This is a genomic window from Escherichia sp. WS1450, assembly GCF_046487395.1.
Taxonomy (GTDB): domain Bacteria; phylum Pseudomonadota; class Gammaproteobacteria; order Enterobacterales; family Enterobacteriaceae; genus Escherichia; species Escherichia coli.
The window spans coordinates 168,005-184,996 of the sequence record NZ_JBJQJO010000001.1 but is presented as its reverse complement, the minus strand read 5'-3'; the positions used below and the strand labels follow the sequence as shown (position 1 = coordinate 184,996).

Sequence of the window (16,992 nt, the reverse complement as noted above, 5' to 3'; positions counted from 1 at the left end):
TATGGATTAATAATTCTTAACCCAAAATGGGTAGACTTCCTCTATTGTTAGCGCGCTAAATATTCAATATATAAACTTTTATATAACGATAAAGAACAGGGAGTGAGTTATGTCCAAAAATGAACAAATGGTGGGCATCAGCCGCAGAACACTCGTTAAATCTACCGCGATAGGTTCTCTGGCGCTGGCTGCAGGCGGTTTTTCTTTACCGTTCACCCTGCGCAGTGCAGCGGCAGCGGTACAACAGGCCAGCGAGAAAGTGGTCTGGGGTGCCTGTTCCGTCAACTGTGGTAGCCGCTGTGCACTTCGTCTGCATGTTAAAGATAATGAAGTGACCTGGGTGGAAACTGACAACACCGGCAACGACGAGTATGGCAATCATCAAGTACGTGCCTGTTTGCGCGGTCGCTCCATCCGTCGGCGTATTAATCATCCCGATCGCTTGAATTACCCAATGAAACGCGTGGGCAAACGCGGCGAAGGCAAATTCGAACGGATTAGCTGGGATGAAGCCCTGGATACTATCGCCAGTAGCCTGAAAAAAACCGTCGAACAATATGGCAATGAGGCTGTATATATTCAGTACTCTTCGGGGATTGTTGGCGGCAATATGACCCGCTCTTCACCATCAGCCTCGGCGGTCAAACGCCTGATGAACTGCTACGGCGGTTCACTCAACCAGTATGGCTCCTACAGCACCGCGCAAATTTCCTGTGCCATGCCCTACACCTACGGCAGTAATGATGGCAACAGCACCACGGATATTGAAAACAGCAAGCTGGTCGTGATGTTTGGTAACAACCCGGCAGAAACCCGCATGAGCGGTGGTGGCATCACTTATCTTCTTGAAAAAGCGCGCGAGAAATCGAACGCAAAAATGATTGTTATCGATCCGCGATATACCGATACGGCTGCCGGTCGTGAAGACGAATGGCTTCCTATTCGCCCGGGCACCGATGCCGCGCTGGTTGCGGGTATTGCCTGGGTATTGATTAACGAAAATCTCGTTGATCAACCTTTTCTCGATAAATACTGCGTCGGCTATGACGAAAAAACCTTACCCGCAGATGCACCAAAAAATGGTCACTATAAAGCCTATATTCTTGGTGAAGGTGACGATAAAACAGCGAAAACGCCGCAGTGGGCTTCGCAAATTACCGGTATCCCGGTGGACCGTATCATCAAACTGGCGCGTGAAATTGGCACAGCAAAACCCGCTTATATCTGCCAGGGTTGGGGGCCGCAACGCCAGGCAAACGGTGAGCTGACCGCACGCGCTATTGCTATGTTGCCTATTTTGACGGGCAATGTCGGCATCAGCGGCGGGAATAGTGGCGCGCGTGAATCGACCTATACCATTACCATAGAACGCCTACCGGTGCTGGATAATCCGGTCAAAACGTCAATCTCCTGCTTCAGCTGGACAGATGCTATCGATCATGGCCCGCAAATGACGGCAATCCGCGACGGCGTCCGGGGCAAAGATAAACTGGATGTGCCCATTAAGTTCATCTGGAACTACGCGGGAAATACCCTGGTTAATCAGCATTCTGACATCAACAAAACGCATGAAATTCTGCAGGACGAATCGAAATGCGAAATGATTGTGGTCATCGAAAACTTTATGACCTCATCGGCAAAATATGCCGACATTCTGCTGCCAGACCTGATGACCGTTGAGCAGGAAGATATAATTCCTAACGACTACGCCGGTAACATGGGATATCTCATTTTCCTCCAGCCAGTCACCAGCGAAAAATTCGAACGCAAACCGATTTACTGGATCCTGAGTGAGGTCGCGAAACGTCTTGGACCTGACGTCTATCAAAAGTTCACAGAAGGTCGCACGCAGGAACAATGGTTACAACATCTGTACGCCAAAATGCTTGCCAAAGATCCGGCGTTACCGTCTTACGACGAACTGAAAAAAATGGGTATCTATAAGCGTAAAGATCCCAATGGTCATTTTGTCGCCTACAAAGCATTTCGTGACGACCCCGAGGAAAATCCACTTAAAACGCCTTCCGGTAAGATTGAAATTTATTCCAGCAAGCTGGCGGAAATTGCCCGTACCTGGGAACTGGAAAAAGATGAAGTGATAAGCCCACTGCCAGTTTATGCCTCAACCTTTGAAGGCTGGGACTCCCCTGAACGTAGAACCTTCCCACTGCAACTGTTTGGTTTCCATTACAAATCCCGTACCCACTCGACCTACGGCAATATTGATGTCCTGAAGGCAGCCTGCCGTCAGGAGGTGTGGATCAACCCTATAGATGCACAGAAACGTGGGATTGCCAACGGCGATATGGTGCGGGTGTTTAACCATCGTGGCGAAGTTCGGCTACCAGCCAAAGTAACACCACGCATTCTCCCTGGGGTTAGCGCTATGGGCCAGGGAGCCTGGCACGAGGCCAATATGTCTGGCGATAAAATCGACCACGGCGGCTGTGTGAATACGCTAACCACTCTGCGCCCTTCACCACTGGCGAAGGGAAACCCGCAGCACACTAATCTGGTCGAGATCGAAAAAATATAACCCACTACAACCATAAATTCTGACATGACATTTTGTTTGAAAAGCAATAAGTGAGTAATGATGAAAATCCATATCACAGAGGCGCTCATGAAGGCTGAAATCAGCCGTAGAAGTCTGATGAAAACCTCCGCACTTGGCAGTCTTGCGCTGGCAAGCAGTGCTTTCACTCTGCCATTTTCCCAAATGGTCCGAGCGGCAGAGGCACCGGTAGAAGAGAAAGCGGTCTGGAGTTCCTGCACCGTTAACTGCGGGAGCCGCTGTCTGTTACGTTTGCATGTGAAAGATGACACCGTGTACTGGGTGGAGTCTGATACGACAGGTGACGACGTCTACGGTAATCATCAGGTTCGGGCGTGTTTACGCGGGCGCTCTATCCGCCGACGGATGAATCATCCTGACAGGTTGAAATATCCCATGAAGCGCGTCGGCAAGCGCGGTGAAGGTAAATTTGAACGGATAAGTTGGGATGAAGCCCTGGATACCATCAGTGATAATCTTCGGCGGATCCTGAAAGAATACGGCAATGAGGCTGTACATGTCCTGTACGGAACAGGCGTAGATGGCGGAAACATCACCAACTCGAACGTCCCGTACCGTCTGATGAACTCTTGCGGTGGTTTTCTCAGTCGCTATGGCAGCTACAGTACCGCTCAAATCAGTGCCGCAATGAGTTATATGTTCGGTGCCAATGATGGCAACAGCCCGGATGATATAGCCAATACGAAACTGGTCGTTATGTTCGGAAATAACCCGGCAGAAACCCGGATGAGCGGCGGTGGTGTCACTTACTACGTCGAGCAAGCCCGAGAACGTTCAAACGCACGCATGATCGTCATCGATCCACGTTATAACGACACTGCTGCCGGGCGTGAAGATGAATGGCTGCCAATTCGCCCAGGCACCGATGGCGCACTGGCCTGTGCGATTGCCTGGGTACTGATTACTGAAAACATGGTCGATCAGCCATTTCTCGACAAATATTGTGTTGGTTACGATGAAAAAACGCTGCCCGCCAACGCACCACGTAACGCGCATTATAAAGCCTATATTCTGGGCGAAGGGCCTGACGGCATAGCTAAAACGCCGGAATGGGCAGCAAAAATCACCAGCATCCCGGCAGAAAAAATTATCCATTTGGCACGAGAGATCGGTTCAGCAAAACCTGCTTATATTTGTCAGGGTTGGGGGCCACAACGACACTCCAACGGCGAACAAACGTCCCGCGCTATTGCCATGCTTTCCGTTCTCACCGGTAACGTCGGCATAAACGGCGGCAACTCAGGTGTACGCGAAGGTAGCTGGGATCTGGGGGTAGAATGGTTCCCGATGCTCGAGAATCCTGTTAAAACGCAGATTTCCGTCTTTACATGGACAGATGCCATCGACCATGGTACGGAAATGACCGCGACCCGTGATGGTGTTCGTGGAAAAGAAAAACTGGATGTCCCCATCAAGTTTTTATGGTGCTACGCCAGTAACACATTGATCAATCAACATGGCGACATCAATCACACCCATGAGGTGCTTCAGGATGACAGCAAGTGCGAGATGATTGTTGGCATTGACCACTTCATGACTGCCTCGGCTAAGTATTGCGATATCCTGTTGCCCGACCTGATGCCAACAGAGCAAGAAGACCTTATCTCTCACGAATCTGCCGGGAATATGGGCTATGTGATCCTCGCCCAACCCGCAACCTCAGCAAAATTTGAACGCAAACCCATCTACTGGATGCTGAGTGAAGTCGCCAAACGCTTAGGACCAGACGTTTATCAAACCTTTACTGAAGGCCGCAGTCAGCACGAATGGATCAAATATCTCCATGCGAAAACGAAGGAACGTAACCCTGAGATGCCCGACTACGAGGAGATGAAAACGACCGGGATCTTTAAGAAAAAATGCCCGGAAGAACACTACGTCGCTTTCCGCGCATTCCGTGAAGATCCACAGGCAAACCCGTTGAAAACACCTTCGGGGAAAATCGAAATTTATTCTGAACGACTGGCGACGATTGCGGATACCTGGGAATTGAAAAAAGATGAAATTATTCATCCCCTTCCTGCGTATACCCCAGGTTTTGATGGCTGGGACGATCCCCTGCGGAAAACCTATCCACTGCAGCTAACGGGCTTCCACTACAAAGCGCGTACCCACTCCAGCTACGGCAATATTGATGTGTTACAGCAGGCCTGCCCACAAGAGGTGTGGATCAACCCTATTGATGCTCAGGCACGCGGTATCCGTCATGGCGATACCGTGCGGGTATTTAACAATAATGGAGAAATGCTGATTGCCGCAAAAGTGACTCCGCGTATTCTGCCTGGCGTTACCGCCATCGGGCAAGGTGCGTGGCTTAAAGCGGATATGTTTGGTGACCGGGTCGATCACGGCGGCAGTATTAATATTCTGACCTCTCACCGCCCTTCACCGCTGGCAAAGGGAAACCCGTCGCACAGCAATCTTGTCCAGATCGAAAAGGTTTAAGGAGTAGCCCATGACCACACAATATGGATTTTTTATCGATTCCAGCCGCTGTACTGGCTGTAAAACCTGCGAACTGGCGTGCAAAGATTTTAAAGATCTTGGCCCGGAAGTCAGTTTCCGCCGTATTTATGAATATGCTGGCGGCGACTGGCAGGAAGATAATGGCGTCTGGCACCAGAACGTGTTCGCTTATTATCTCTCCATCTCCTGTAACCATTGCGATGACCCCGCATGTACAAAAGTCTGCCCCAGCGGCGCAATGCATAAGCGTGAAGATGGCTTTGTGGTGGTTGATGAAGATGTTTGTATCGGCTGCCGCTACTGCCACATGGCTTGTCCGTACGGCGCGCCACAGTACAATGCTGAAAAAGGGCACATGACGAAGTGCGATGGTTGTTATTCGCGCGTCGCCGAGGGGAAACAACCCATATGCGTCGAATCCTGCCCGCTGCGTGCACTTGAGTTCGGTCCAATTGAAGAGCTGCGCCAGAAGCACGGCACTCTGGCTGCCGTCGCGCCACTGCCGCGCGCGCATTTCACAAAACCCAATATCGTTATCAAACCTAACGCCAACAGCCGCCCGACCGGCGATACCACTGGTTATCTGGCTAATCCGGAGGAAGTGTAAAATGGGAAATGGATGGCATGAATGGCCACTGGTTATCTTTACCGTATTGGGTCAATGCGTAGTAGGCGCGCTGATTGTTAGCGGAATTGGCTGGTTCGCCGCCAAAAATGACGCAGACCGTCAGCACATTGTTCGTGGCATGTTTTTCCTCTGGCTGTTGATGGGCATCGGGTTTATTGCCTCTGTCATGCACCTGGGATCGCCACTGCGGGCGTTTAACTCGCTGAATCGAATCGGAGCTTCTGGTCTGAGTAACGAGATTGCTGCCGGTTCAATATTTTTTGCCGTTGGCGGATTATGGTGGCTGGTGGCGATCATCGGTAAAATGCCGCAAGCGTTGGGGAAACTCTGGTTACTTGTCAGCATGGCGCTCGGCGTCATTTTCGTCTGGATGATGACCGGCGTGTATCAAATCGACACTGTGCCAACCTGGCATAACGGTTACACTACGCTGGCTTTCTTCCTGACAGTATTATTGAGCGGTCCAATACTTGCTGCTGCAATTCTGCGGGCAGCCCGCGTTACATTTAATACCACACCCTTTTCCATCATTAGCGTTCTGGCGCTGATCGCTTGTGCCGGGGTGATTGTGCTGCAAGGTTTGTCTCTGGCGTCTATTCACTCATCCGTACAACAAGCCAGCGCACTGGTACCAGATTACGCCTCCTTACAGGTCTGGCGTGTGGTATTGTTATGCACAGGTCTAGGATGCTGGCTTTGTCCGCTCATTCGTCGCCGTGAACCTCACGTTGCCGGACTTGTTCTGGGGCTAATCCTCATACTTGGCGGTGAGATGATCGGGCGTGTGCTCTTTTATGGCCTGCACATGACGGTAGGAATGGCTATTGCAGGTTAACAAATTGGTGCGGGGCAACCCGCACATTTCAGGATGTTAGGAATGACCCATTTTTCACAGCAAGATAATTTTTCTGTCGCGGCGCGCGTGTTGGGCGCGCTGTTTTATTACGCTCCAGAGAGTGCGGAAGCCGCCCCCCTGGTTGCGGTACTCACCCGTGACGGCTGGGAAACTCAGTGGCCTCTACCAGAAGCGTCATTAGCGCCGCTGGTGACGGCTTTTCAGGCACAGAGTGAAGAGACTCGCGCCCAGGCCTGGCAGCGTTTGTTTGTCGGTCCGTGGGCTCTGCCATCACCGCCGTGGGGGTCGGTCTGGCTGGATCGCGAATCTGTGCTGTTTGGCGATTCAACATTGGCACTTCGTCAGTGGATGCGCGAGAAAGGCATTCAGTTTGAAATGCAGCAAAACGAACCGGAAGATCATTTTGGTTCACTGCTGTTGATGGCTGCGTGGTTGGCGGAGAATGGTCGCCAGACAGAATGCGAAGAATTGCTGGCATGGCACCTTTTTCCGTGGTCAACACGTTTTCTTGACGTTTTTATCGAAAAAGCAGAACACCCTTTCTACCGTGCACTGGGTGAACTGGCTCGCTTAACGCTGGCGCAATGGCAATCACAACTGTTAATTCCTGTCGCGGTTAAACCACTCTTTCGATAGGATCACCGTAATATTGCCGGATGGTGGCGATTACGCGCAATTCGGCAATAATAGGTTACAGTGTCACGTTTTTTATCTCTTAAAGCACGCACTGCTTTTGCGTCTGGCCTCTTTTGCCGCAAAATAGTCGCCCGTGTTTCATTGCCCATTTCTGCTCATGCATCATCTACACATCTATCCGGATCTGCGCACTATGTTCCGCCGTCTGCTTATCGCAACAGTCGTCGGTATTCTCGCGGCCTTTGCCGTTGCCGGGTTTCGTCATACGATGCTGCTACTGGAGTGGTTGTTCCTCAATAATGACTCGGGCAGTCTGGTCAATGCAGCGACAAATCTTTCCCCGTGGCGACGGCTGCTAACTCCGGCGCTCGGCGGACTGGCGGCGGGTTTGTTGCTGATGGGCTGGCAGAAATTTACCCAGCAACGCCCTCATGCGCCGACCGATTACATGGAAGCGTTGCAAACCGATGGGCAGTTTGATTACGCAGCAAGCCTGGTTAAATCGCTTGCCTCTCTGCTGGTAGTAACCAGCGGCAGTGCAATTGGTCGCGAAGGTGCGATGATTCTTTTAGCTGCCCTTGCCGCCTCCTGTTTTGTCCAACGTTTTACGCCACGCCAGGAGTGGAAATTATGGATCGCCTGTGGAGCTGCGGCGGGAATGGCTGCGGCCTATCGCGCCCCGCTTGCTGGCAGTTTATTTATAGCCGAAGTGCTGTTTGGCACTATGATGTTGGCCTCTCTCGGCCCGGTGATTATTTCCGCCGTCGTGGCGTTGCTGGTTAGCAATCTGATTAATCATAGCGACGCGTTACTCTACAGCGTACAACTCTCAGTGACGGTTCAGGCTCGTGACTATGCGCTGATTATCAGTACAGGTGTGCTGGCAGGTCTGTGCGGACCACTGTTGTTAACGTTAATGAACGCCTGTCATCGTGGATTTGTAAGTCTCAAACTTGCGCCGCCCTGGCAACTGGCACTGGGCGGGTTGATCGTGGGTCTGCTTTCCCTGTTCACACCTGCAGTGTGGGGCAACGGCTATAGCACCGTACAATCCTTTTTAACCGCCCCGCCACTGTTAATGATCATTGCCGGGATCTTCCTCTGTAAACTGTTTGCCGTGCTGGCGAGTAGTGGTTCTGGCGCGCCCGGTGGTGTCTTTACACCGACGCTATTTATCGGTCTTGCCATTGGCATGTTGTATGGTCGTAGCCTGGGATTATGGTTCCCTGATGGCGAAGAAATTACGCTTTTACTCGGATTGACCGGGATGGCGACACTGTTGGCGGCAACCACGCACGCGCCGATTATGTCGACGTTGATGATATGTGAAATGACCGGGGAGTATCAGCTACTCCCCGGTTTATTGATTGCCTGCGTAATTGCGTCGGTAATTTCGCGGACGTTACACCGTGACTCTATCTACCGCCAGCACACTGCGAAGCATAGCTAAGCGGATGTATTGCCCCAGTTCACGCTGTTCGGCGCGCGGCAGATAAGGCAGTTCACCAATGAGCGGTGCCGGAAGTTTTTTACCGAGCACATCAATGATTTCCGCATAATGCGCCAGTCCTGGATTGATTCGGTTAGCCACCCAGCCAATGAGCGGTAGCCCGTCGTTGGCGATCGCCTGAGCTGTTAGCAGTGCATGGTTAATGCAACCTTCCTGAATACCGACAACCATCAACACCGGCAGTTGTTCCTGCACCACCCATTCAGAGAGCGGACGCAAATCATTCATCAGACTGCGCCAGCCGCCAGTCCCTTCTACCACCACATGATCGACTTTATCGGTCAGGTTTGCCAGGCCGTTTGAAATGAGGGTGTAATTGATTGGGCAACTGTGCGCCACGCTACTTTCTTCTTCGCTTAACGCGATAGGATTAACTGCTTCATAAGGCAGTTCGATGGTTGAAACACTCTGCAACACCAGGGCATCTTTATTACGCAGCCCTTCGGGTGTCTCTTTGCTCCCCTTCGCTACGGGTTTATATCCCGCAACCGTTTTTCCCTGGGAGGCTAACGCTTGTAGCAATGCGCGGGAAACCACCGTTTTCCCTACAGAAGTGTCTGTACCGGTAATAAAGAAACGCTTCAGCATCACTAACTCCACCGTTATGCTTCACAAATATAAACCAGGAAAATAATTAACCTTGAAAGTCTAAGTTATGCTTTCCTGGCCCAAATTGAGATAGCGCAAATTTTGGTAGAACAGTTAAAAAATGTTAACCCTGCAACAGACGAATCAACAAAGAACCGTTATACATCGCGTCTTTTACCAGCGCAGCCCCTGCCATCGTACCCTGGTTAGAAAACTGAGTACTCTCAACGCTAATGTGCTGACTATACGCAGGAAGGGCCTGCTGACGGATGCTGTCCGAGATGACCGGGAAGAGGATATCTGCCGCTTTACTTAACGGTGAGCCAATCAGTATTTTTTGTGGGTTAAATAAATTCACCATGATGGCAAGAATGCGACCGACATGCGCGCCTACCCCGGTAATGATGTCTTTTGCCAGTAGATCGCCGCGCAATGCCGCCTGACACAATGAGTCCACGGTTAACGGTTGTCCATGTAACATCGAGCTCATGGATTGATTGAGACGCAGCTGTGCCAGCTCAAGAATACTGTCTACACTGGCGATGGTTTCGAGGCAGCCGTGATTCCCGCAATAACAGCGTTTCCCATACGGGTCGACCTGCGTGTGACCTATTTCCACGAGGCTACTGCTGCCTGCGTGTAGCAGATGACCATCGGTAATGACGCCCGCCCCCACGTTGTGATCGATAACCACCTGAATCACATCGCGCGCCCCGCGTGAGGCACCAAACAAGGCCTCAGCCATCGTCCATGCGCTGATATCATGCTGAATATAAACCGGTACGCCGGTATGCTGCTCCAGCGCCTCGCCGAGCGGCATCTCTTTTACATCCTCGTAGAACGGCATGCGATGTACAATACCATTTTCCGTATCAATAATTCCCGGCAAGGTAATGGCAATCGAAGTCAGACGCTCAAGTTTTTTCTGATGGCGGATAAAAAACTGATCGATATGGGAAATGATACGATCCAACAATGGCGAGTCATCTTTTAACGCCAGTTCCTGCGACTCCTCCACCACCAGTTTGCTGCTCAGATCGCGCAGAGCAAGGAAAATCTCCCCGCGACTAATGCGCAGAGAAAGATAGTGCCAGGCTTCAGTTTCAACCACCAGCCCCACTGCCGGACGGCCACGGTTCCCCGCTTCTTTGATTTCCAGCTCTTGCACCAGGTGTGCTTCGAGCATCTCACGGACAATTTTAGTGATACTGGCAGGAGCCAGCTGCGCCAGACGGGAAAGATCGATACGCGAGACTGGACCAAGCTGATCAATCAGGCGATAAACCGCGCCCGCGTTGGTCTGCTTTATTTGATCAATGTGCCCAGGCTGATTTTCAGCAACCACCGCATACTCCCTATATTTTCGCGCTCCGAAATAATCTGTAGGCTATGGTGAAGCACTTCAATACGTGTCGTCAAATTTTTACTTAGGCATGTGATTAACAGCACATTTTTCGGGCTTTTTCGCTGAAATTTCCCTCACCTGAGAGCATTCAGCAGATGAATACGAAAGTTACGCGCAGCCGGACTTTGTTCATGGTGTTTCGGCCAGACCAACCACATTTCAGAAACCGCATCCTCTTCAGCAATCGGCACCCAGCGCATTTCGTTGAGCTGAACACGTTTAAATGACGCAGGCAAAATTGAAACACCCAGACCAGCGGAAACCAGACCGATGATGGTCATTGCCTCACCCACCTCCTGAGTGATGACGGGCGTCAAATTGTAACGTCGCATCAGCCCGAGAATATCGTCATACAGCCCTGTCCCTACGTGCGGATCAAAAAAGACAAAGGGTTCTTTCGCCAGTTCAGCCAGCGTTACACTCGGGTTATTTGCCAGGGGATGATCGTGCGGGATCATCGCCATAAGCGGTTCATGGACGATGACTGCGTGTTCAAGCGTCTCCGGTAACGCTGTGTTACGCAGCAATCCCATATCCAGCGTTCCTTCAATGAGCGGAGCGATTTGCTCGCGAGTGTTCATTTCGCGGGTTTGTAAATGGACATCGGGATAATCACGGCGAAACAGCGATAACGTATCGGACACCGCCCGAATAAAAGGAGCGGACGAAGTAAAACCAATGCGCAACTCCCCCGCTTCGCCCTGATGCAGCCTTTCAGCGCGAGCGGCAGCATCATCCACCATAGACAAGATTTGCCGACTATCTACAAGAAACTGTTTTCCTGCTGCCGTCAGCAATACACTGCGATTGGTCCGTGCCAGCAGTCGGGCACCAATTTGTTGCTCCAGCGCCTGAATCTGTTGACTTAGCGGTGGTTGCGAAATATTCAGGCGGGCAGCGGCGCGCCCGAAATGCAGCTCTTCTGCAACCGCAACAAAGTAACGCAGATGACGAAGTTCAATATTCATATTTAAAACATCTTATTTGAGATTATTAATATATTAGACAGAACAATTCGATTTTCCTAATCTATTCATAAGCCTGATCCACAGGCATATTTAGCAAGGATTTCAAGTGAGCCGTACTACAACTGTTGATGGCGCTCCGGCAAGCGACACTGACAAGCAAAGCATTTCTCAGCCAAATCAATTTATTAAACGCGGTACGCCGCAATTTATGCGTGTCACCCTGGCGCTTTTCTCTGCCGGACTGGCAACCTTCGCACTTCTCTATTGTGTGCAACCTATCCTTCCGGTGCTTTCGCAGGAGTTTGGCTTAACGCCTGCTAACAGTAGTATTTCACTGTCCATTTCAACGGCGATGTTGGCTATCGGTTTGCTGTTTACTGGCCCGCTATCCGATGCCATTGGTCGCAAACCAGTGATGGTCACGGCGCTACTGTTGGCCTCCATTTGTACGTTACTTTCGACAATGATGACCAGCTGGCACGGCATTTTGATTATGCGCGCCTTGATTGGGCTTTCGTTAAGTGGCGTGGCAGCTGTTGGCATGACTTATCTTAGCGAGGAAATCCACCCCAGTTTCGTGGCCTTTTCGATGGGGTTGTATATCAGCGGCAACTCAATTGGCGGCATGAGCGGACGCTTAATTAGCGGTGTCTTCACGGACTTTTTCAACTGGCGAATTGCGCTGGCGGCAATCGGTTGTTTCGCGCTGGCCTCGGCGTTAATGTTCTGGAAAATCCTCCCTGAATCACGCCATTTTCGCCCGACTTCGCTGCGACCTAAGACGTTGTTTATCAACTTTCGTCTGCACTGGCGTGACCGGGGATTACCGTTATTGTTCGCAGAAGGCTTTTTGCTGATGGGGTCGTTCGTCACGCTGTTTAATTACATCGGCTATCGGTTGATGCTCTCCCCCTGGCATGTCAGCCAGGCCGTGGTTGGCTTATTATCGCTGGCTTATTTGACCGGTACATGGAGCTCACCCAAAGCCGGAACAATGACCACCCGCTATGGGCGCGGTCCGGTGATGTTGTTTTCGACGGGGGTTATGCTGTTTGGTTTACTGATGACCTTATTTAGCTCGCTGTGGCTGATCTTTGCCGGAATGTTATTCTTCTCAGCCGGATTCTTCGCAGCCCACTCCGTTGCCAGCAGCTGGATCGGCCCCCGCGCAAAACGCGCTAAAGGCCAGGCCTCCTCGCTGTATCTGTTCAGTTACTATCTGGGGTCGAGTATTGCCGGGACGCTGGGTGGTGTTTTCTGGCATAACTATGGCTGGAACGGCGTCGGCGCATTTATTGCTCTGATGCTGGTCATTGCTCTGCTGGTCGGGACGCGTTTGCATCGTCGTCTGCACGCCTGAAAAATAAGTCCGGACTGCGGTAAATACCCATCCGGACTTATTGCCTGCTCAAACCAACGTTAATAGCCATCCTAAAATAGACGAAGCGCCAGCCAATTCCCGCAGCGCATCTAGTGTCATCAGGATTATAAGTACCCAAATAAACGGATTCATTTTGCTGTGTGTCATTTATTACTGATGCGCAGTTATTCTACCGCTTTGTAAGTAGTAAAATAGTTAACCTGATCAAGACTACTATTATTGGTAGCTAAATTTCCCTTAAGTCACAATACGTTATTATCAACGCTGTAATTTATTCAGCGTTTGTACATATCGTTACACGCTGAAACCAACCACTCACGGAAGTCTGCCATTCCCAGGGATATAGTTATTTCAACGGCCCCGCAGTGGGGTTAAATGAAAAAACAAATTGAGGGTATGACAATGAAAAAAGTATTAGCTCTGGTTGTTGCCGCTGCTATGGGTCTGTCTTCTGCTGCCTTTGCTGCAGAGACTGCGACCACACCTGCTCCGACTGCGACGACCACCAAAGCAGCGCCTGCGAAAACCACACATCATAAAAAACAGCATAAAGCAGCACCTGCCCAGAAAGCGCAGGCGGCTAAAAAGCATCATAAAAATGCCAAAGCTGAACAGAAAGCTCCTGAACAAAAAGCGCAGGCAGCGAAGAAACACGCCAAGAAACACAGCCATCAGCAACCGGCAAAACCTGCTGCACAACCCGCAGCGTAAGTTATCAATAGTAATGCTGGCGCGCCCCCTCGCGCCTGAAAATTACGGTGCTAAGCGGATAACGTTTAGCACCGCCTTTAGCGGAGGGTAGTATGGTGGGCCGTTATCGCTTTGAGTTCATTCTTATCATCCTTATTTTATGCGCACTGATTGCCGCCCGTTTTTATCTTTCCTGATCGTAGTTATCTGATTTTACTCCCACTTTCATCCCGTCCCGTCTATAGTATTTATGAGGGTTTGCTTTTAATAAACATAATTACCCACCAGAGTGTGATATGCGTACAACCATTGCTGTAGTGTTGGGTGCAATTAGTTTGACGTCTGCTTTTGTGTTTGCAGATAAACCAGACGTTGCCAAATCGGCAAACGATGAGGTCAGCACCCTGTTTTTTGGTCATGATGATCGTGTGCCAGTGAATGACACGACCCAATCACCGTGGGATGCGGTTGGCCAACTGGAAACGGCCAGCGGCAATTTATGTACGGCGACGCTGATTGCACCCAATCTGGCATTAACGGCAGGACACTGTTTATTGACGCCGCCAAAGGGTAAAGCCGATAAAGCGGTAGCGCTGCGTTTCGTGTCAAATAAAGGTCTTTGGCGCTATGAGATCCACGACATAGAAGGCCGCGTTGATCCGACACTGGGAAAGCGGTTAAAAGCAGATGGGGATGGTTGGATTGTTCCTCCCGCAGCTGCACCATGGGACTTCGGCTTGATTGTGCTGCGTAATCCCCCTTCTGGCATTACACCATTGCCGTTATTTGAGGGAGATAAAGCCGCGCTTACCGCCGCATTAAAAGCGGCAGGTCGTAAAGTGACTCAGGCGGGATACCCTGAAGATCATCTCGATACGTTGTACAGTCATCAAAACTGTGAAGTGACTGGCTGGGCGCAAACGTCGGTGATGTCGCATCAGTGCGATACCTTGCCGGGTGACAGCGGTTCGCCTCTGATGTTGCATACCGATGACGGCTGGCAATTAATTGGGGTGCAAAGTTCGGCTCCTGCCGCGAAAGATCGCTGGCGCGCCGATAACCGGGCCATTTCTGTTACCGGTTTTCGCGACAGGCTGGATCAACTGTCGCAAAAATAATGTTCAAACGCTGCCCGACAGCGCGGGCAGCGTGTTCATCAGGCAAGTTTCACCATGATCATTCCAGCCAACAGCAAGACCAGGCCAATCCAGCCTTTACGATTTAACCGTTGACCAAACAAGATCCAACCTGCGGCTAACGTGGCGGCAATACCAAACCCGCCCCACAATGCATAAGCGACAGACAAGTCGATCCCTTTAACGGCCTGAGAAAGCGCACTAAAGGCAGCCAGCACCGCCGCCAGGGAGAGCAAGCCAAATATTTTGCGACGAAAGCCGTCAGAAAATTTCAAAAAGACGTTAGCAACGATTTCCAGCACGATTGCCAATGCCAGCCAGGCGGCGTGAACCCATTCAAACTGCGTCATGGTTCACCTCCAGTTCAGGTTTACGCGCTTTACGGGTACCTGATTTGATCAATACAATCCCGGCGACCAGGGTGGTTAACCCGGCAATTTTCATCAGCGATAAACTTTCGTCGAATAACAAAACACTAAACAAGGTAATAAATAAAATACCGATACCTTCCCACAGCGCATAAGCCACGCCTAAGGCGATCTTTTTAACGGCGAAAGAGAGAAATATATACGACAGAGAAATCATCACCAGCATTAAAATAAAGCCGCCATTTCCCTCACTGACGCTCGCCCATTTCATGGACAGCGTACCGGTAATTTCTGTAGCAATAGCCAGACCTAATAAAATCCAATAAATATACATTGTCCTTCTCCTGCAAGAGAATTATTTTAATTTTCGCTTAATTCAGCGAAACCAAAGTAAAGTGGTCAAGCCCCGCGCTTAGCGCAAGCTTTGGCAGAAGAAAGGACTAAAGCGCGTTGCGCCAGTGCTGCTCACCTACGAGCAAGATAGTGGATGAGGTACGAAGATGGGTAAATGTAGAAAATAACGTCCTGAACAAATTGTCCATAATATTACAATTATCCGCAGTGTTGCTTCTCGTCATCGCGGATGATAATTGTCCTCGGTAGTTGAACACGCCTGATTTGTATCATAGCTTAAGAATTAACTCAAAATATTTTCACTTCTTTACCTGAGCGGTTTGATTTTCGTTATGATGACGGAGCGAAAAAGACATTATTATTAGCAAAGGAAGAAAAAACGGGGACAAGCATGGCAAAGCCGATCATCACGCTCAATGGCCTAAAAATCGTCATTATGTTGGGAATGCTGGTCATTATTCTCTGCGGTATCCGTTTTGCCGCCGAGATCATCGTGCCGTTTATTCTCGCATTATTTATTGCTGTTATTCTTAACCCGCTGGTGCAACACATGGTCCGCTGGCGAGTGCCGCGTGTACTGGCGGTGTCGATTTTGATGACCATCATCGTGATGGCGATGGTGTTGCTGTTAGCTTATCTGGGTTCCGCGCTCAACGAGTTGACGCGGACGTTACCGCAATATCGCAACTCTATTATGACGCCGCTGCAAGCGATTGAACCGTTGTTGCAACGCGTAGGGATTGATGTCTCAGTTGACCAACTGGCGCATTACATTGATCCGAACGCGGCGATGACGTTGCTCACCAACTTATTGACGCAGTTATCTAATGCCATGTCATCAATATCTTTATTGCTGCTGACGGTGCTGTTTATGCTGCTCGAAGTGCCACAATTGCCCGGAAAATTTCAGCAAATGATGGCGCGTCCGGTTGAAGGGATGGCGGCGATTCAGCGTGCGATTGACAGTGTTTCTCATTATCTGGTGCTGAAAACAGCCATCAGCATCATCACCGGCCTGGTCGCCTGGGCGATGCTCGCCGCACTCGATGTTCGCTTCGCTTTTGTCTGGGGATTGCTGGCCTTTGCGCTTAATTACATCCCTAATATTGGTTCAGTTCTCGCGGCAATCCCCCCTATCGCTCAGGTACTGGTGTTTAATGGCTTCTACGAAGCGTTGCTGGTGCTGGCGGGATATCTGCTGATTAATCTGGTCTTCGGCAATATTCTGGAGCCACGCATCATGGGGCGTGGGCTGGGGCTTTCCACATTGGTGGTATTTTTGTCGTTGATTTTTTGGGGATGGTTGTTAGGACCGGTGGGTATGCTGCTTTCCGTGCCGTTGACAATTATTGTCAAAATTGCGCTTGAACAAACAGCGGGAGGTCAAAGCATCGCCGTTCTGTTAAGCGATCTCAATAAAGAGTGACGGCC

17 protein-coding genes are annotated in these 16,992 nt (G+C 50.5%); 11 read left to right on the top strand and 6 right to left on the bottom strand.

Annotated elements, in window-relative coordinates; all coding sequences use genetic code 11:
* Positions 1-109: 109 nt before the first annotated feature.
* From ynfE to clcB, 6 genes are all read left to right on the top strand, one after another.
* Positions 110-2,536, top strand: a complete 2,427-nt coding sequence (ynfE, locus tag ACJHYR_RS00910) for a selenate/tellurate reductase subunit YnfE (protein ID WP_000041649.1) — start codon at positions 110-112, stop codon at positions 2,534-2,536.
* 60 nt (positions 2,537-2,596) lie between these two features.
* The gene (gene ynfF / locus ACJHYR_RS00905; protein WP_072262431.1) at positions 2,597-5,020 is read left to right on the top strand and encodes a selenate/tellurate reductase subunit YnfF; all 2,424 of its coding nucleotides are present in this window, start codon (positions 2,597-2,599) and stop codon (positions 5,018-5,020) included.
* A 10-nt stretch (positions 5,021-5,030) separates the two neighbouring features.
* The gene (gene ynfG / locus ACJHYR_RS00900; RefSeq protein ID WP_000213028.1) at positions 5,031-5,648 is read left to right on the top strand and encodes a DMSO reductase like molybdoenzyme iron-sulfur subunit YnfG; all 618 of its coding nucleotides are present in this window, start codon (positions 5,031-5,033) and stop codon (positions 5,646-5,648) included.
* Between the two features lies 1 nt (position 5,649).
* A complete protein-coding gene (gene ynfH / locus ACJHYR_RS00895; protein ID WP_410233036.1) occupies positions 5,650-6,504 on the top strand; it encodes a selenate reductase membrane anchor subunit YnfH in 855 nt (284 codons plus the stop codon).
* 42 nt (positions 6,505-6,546) lie between these two features.
* Positions 6,547-7,161 (top strand): Tat proofreading chaperone DmsD, encoded by a 615-nt coding sequence (dmsD, locus tag ACJHYR_RS00890; RefSeq protein WP_059328078.1) that lies wholly within the window; start codon positions 6,547-6,549, stop codon positions 7,159-7,161.
* Between the two features lie 157 nt (positions 7,162-7,318).
* A complete protein-coding gene (clcB, locus tag ACJHYR_RS00885) occupies positions 7,319-8,611 on the top strand; it encodes a voltage-gated ClC-type chloride channel ClcB (protein WP_072262429.1) in 1,293 nt (430 codons plus the stop codon).
* On the opposite strand, the gene bioD is transcribed toward clcB, so the two are convergent.
* From bioD to ACJHYR_RS00870, 3 genes are all read right to left on the bottom strand, one after another.
* Positions 8,564-9,259: a dethiobiotin synthase gene (gene bioD, locus ACJHYR_RS00880; protein WP_000919226.1), complete on the bottom strand. Its 696-nt coding sequence runs from the start codon at positions 9,257-9,259 to the stop codon at positions 8,564-8,566. The genes clcB and bioD overlap by 48 nt on opposite strands.
* A gap of 124 nt (positions 9,260-9,383) precedes the next feature.
* Positions 9,384-10,604: a sugar metabolism global transcriptional regulator Mlc gene (gene mlc / locus ACJHYR_RS00875; RefSeq protein ID WP_000225276.1), complete on the bottom strand. Its 1,221-nt coding sequence runs from the start codon at positions 10,602-10,604 to the stop codon at positions 9,384-9,386.
* Positions 10,605-10,738: 134 nt separating this feature from the next.
* A complete protein-coding gene (locus tag ACJHYR_RS00870; protein WP_001019558.1) occupies positions 10,739-11,632 on the bottom strand; it encodes a LysR family transcriptional regulator in 894 nt (297 codons plus the stop codon).
* A gap of 106 nt (positions 11,633-11,738) precedes the next feature.
* On the opposite strand from ACJHYR_RS00870, the gene ACJHYR_RS00865 reads away from it, so the two are divergent.
* Positions 11,739-12,992, top strand: coding sequence for an MFS transporter (locus ACJHYR_RS00865; protein WP_000091836.1), 1,254 nt, complete (start codon positions 11,739-11,741; stop codon positions 12,990-12,992).
* A gap of 48 nt (positions 12,993-13,040) precedes the next feature.
* Here the strand turns inward: ACJHYR_RS00865 and ACJHYR_RS00860 are convergent, their stop codons facing one another.
* Positions 13,041-13,145, bottom strand: coding sequence for a KPN_01571 family protein (locus ACJHYR_RS00860; protein ID WP_001351109.1), 105 nt, complete (start codon positions 13,143-13,145; stop codon positions 13,041-13,043).
* Between the two features lie 270 nt (positions 13,146-13,415).
* Here ACJHYR_RS00860 and asr point away from each other — a divergent pair, with 270 nt between their 5' ends.
* The 3 genes from asr to ACJHYR_RS00845 all read left to right on the top strand — a co-directional run bounded on the left by asr (position 13,416) and on the right by ACJHYR_RS00845 (position 14,821).
* Positions 13,416-13,724, top strand: coding sequence for an acid resistance repetitive basic protein Asr (gene asr, locus ACJHYR_RS00855; RefSeq protein ID WP_001362115.1), 309 nt, complete (start codon positions 13,416-13,418; stop codon positions 13,722-13,724).
* 92 nt (positions 13,725-13,816) lie between these two features.
* Positions 13,817-13,900: a hypothetical protein gene (locus tag ACJHYR_RS00850; protein WP_000233090.1), complete on the top strand. Its 84-nt coding sequence runs from the start codon at positions 13,817-13,819 to the stop codon at positions 13,898-13,900.
* Between the two features lie 99 nt (positions 13,901-13,999).
* The gene (locus ACJHYR_RS00845; RefSeq protein WP_001260850.1) at positions 14,000-14,821 is read left to right on the top strand and encodes a trypsin-like serine peptidase; all 822 of its coding nucleotides are present in this window, start codon (positions 14,000-14,002) and stop codon (positions 14,819-14,821) included.
* 38 nt (positions 14,822-14,859) lie between these two features.
* On the opposite strand, the gene mdtI is transcribed toward ACJHYR_RS00845, so the two are convergent.
* Together mdtI and mdtJ are read right to left on the bottom strand one after the other, a co-directional pair.
* Complete coding sequence (mdtI, locus tag ACJHYR_RS00840; protein ID WP_024242571.1) at positions 14,860-15,189, bottom strand: multidrug/spermidine efflux SMR transporter subunit MdtI; 330 nt, start codon at positions 15,187-15,189, stop codon at positions 14,860-14,862.
* Positions 15,176-15,541: a multidrug/spermidine efflux SMR transporter subunit MdtJ gene (gene mdtJ, locus ACJHYR_RS00835; RefSeq protein WP_024242570.1), complete on the bottom strand. Its 366-nt coding sequence runs from the start codon at positions 15,539-15,541 to the stop codon at positions 15,176-15,178. Before mdtJ ends, mdtI begins: the two co-directional genes overlap by 14 nt.
* 411 nt (positions 15,542-15,952) lie before the next feature.
* On the opposite strand from mdtJ, the gene tqsA reads away from it, so the two are divergent.
* On the top strand, positions 15,953-16,987 hold the full coding sequence (tqsA, locus tag ACJHYR_RS00830) for an AI-2 transporter TqsA (protein WP_059328076.1): 1,035 nt from the start codon (positions 15,953-15,955) through the stop codon (positions 16,985-16,987).
* Positions 16,988-16,992: the final 5 nt, after the last annotated feature.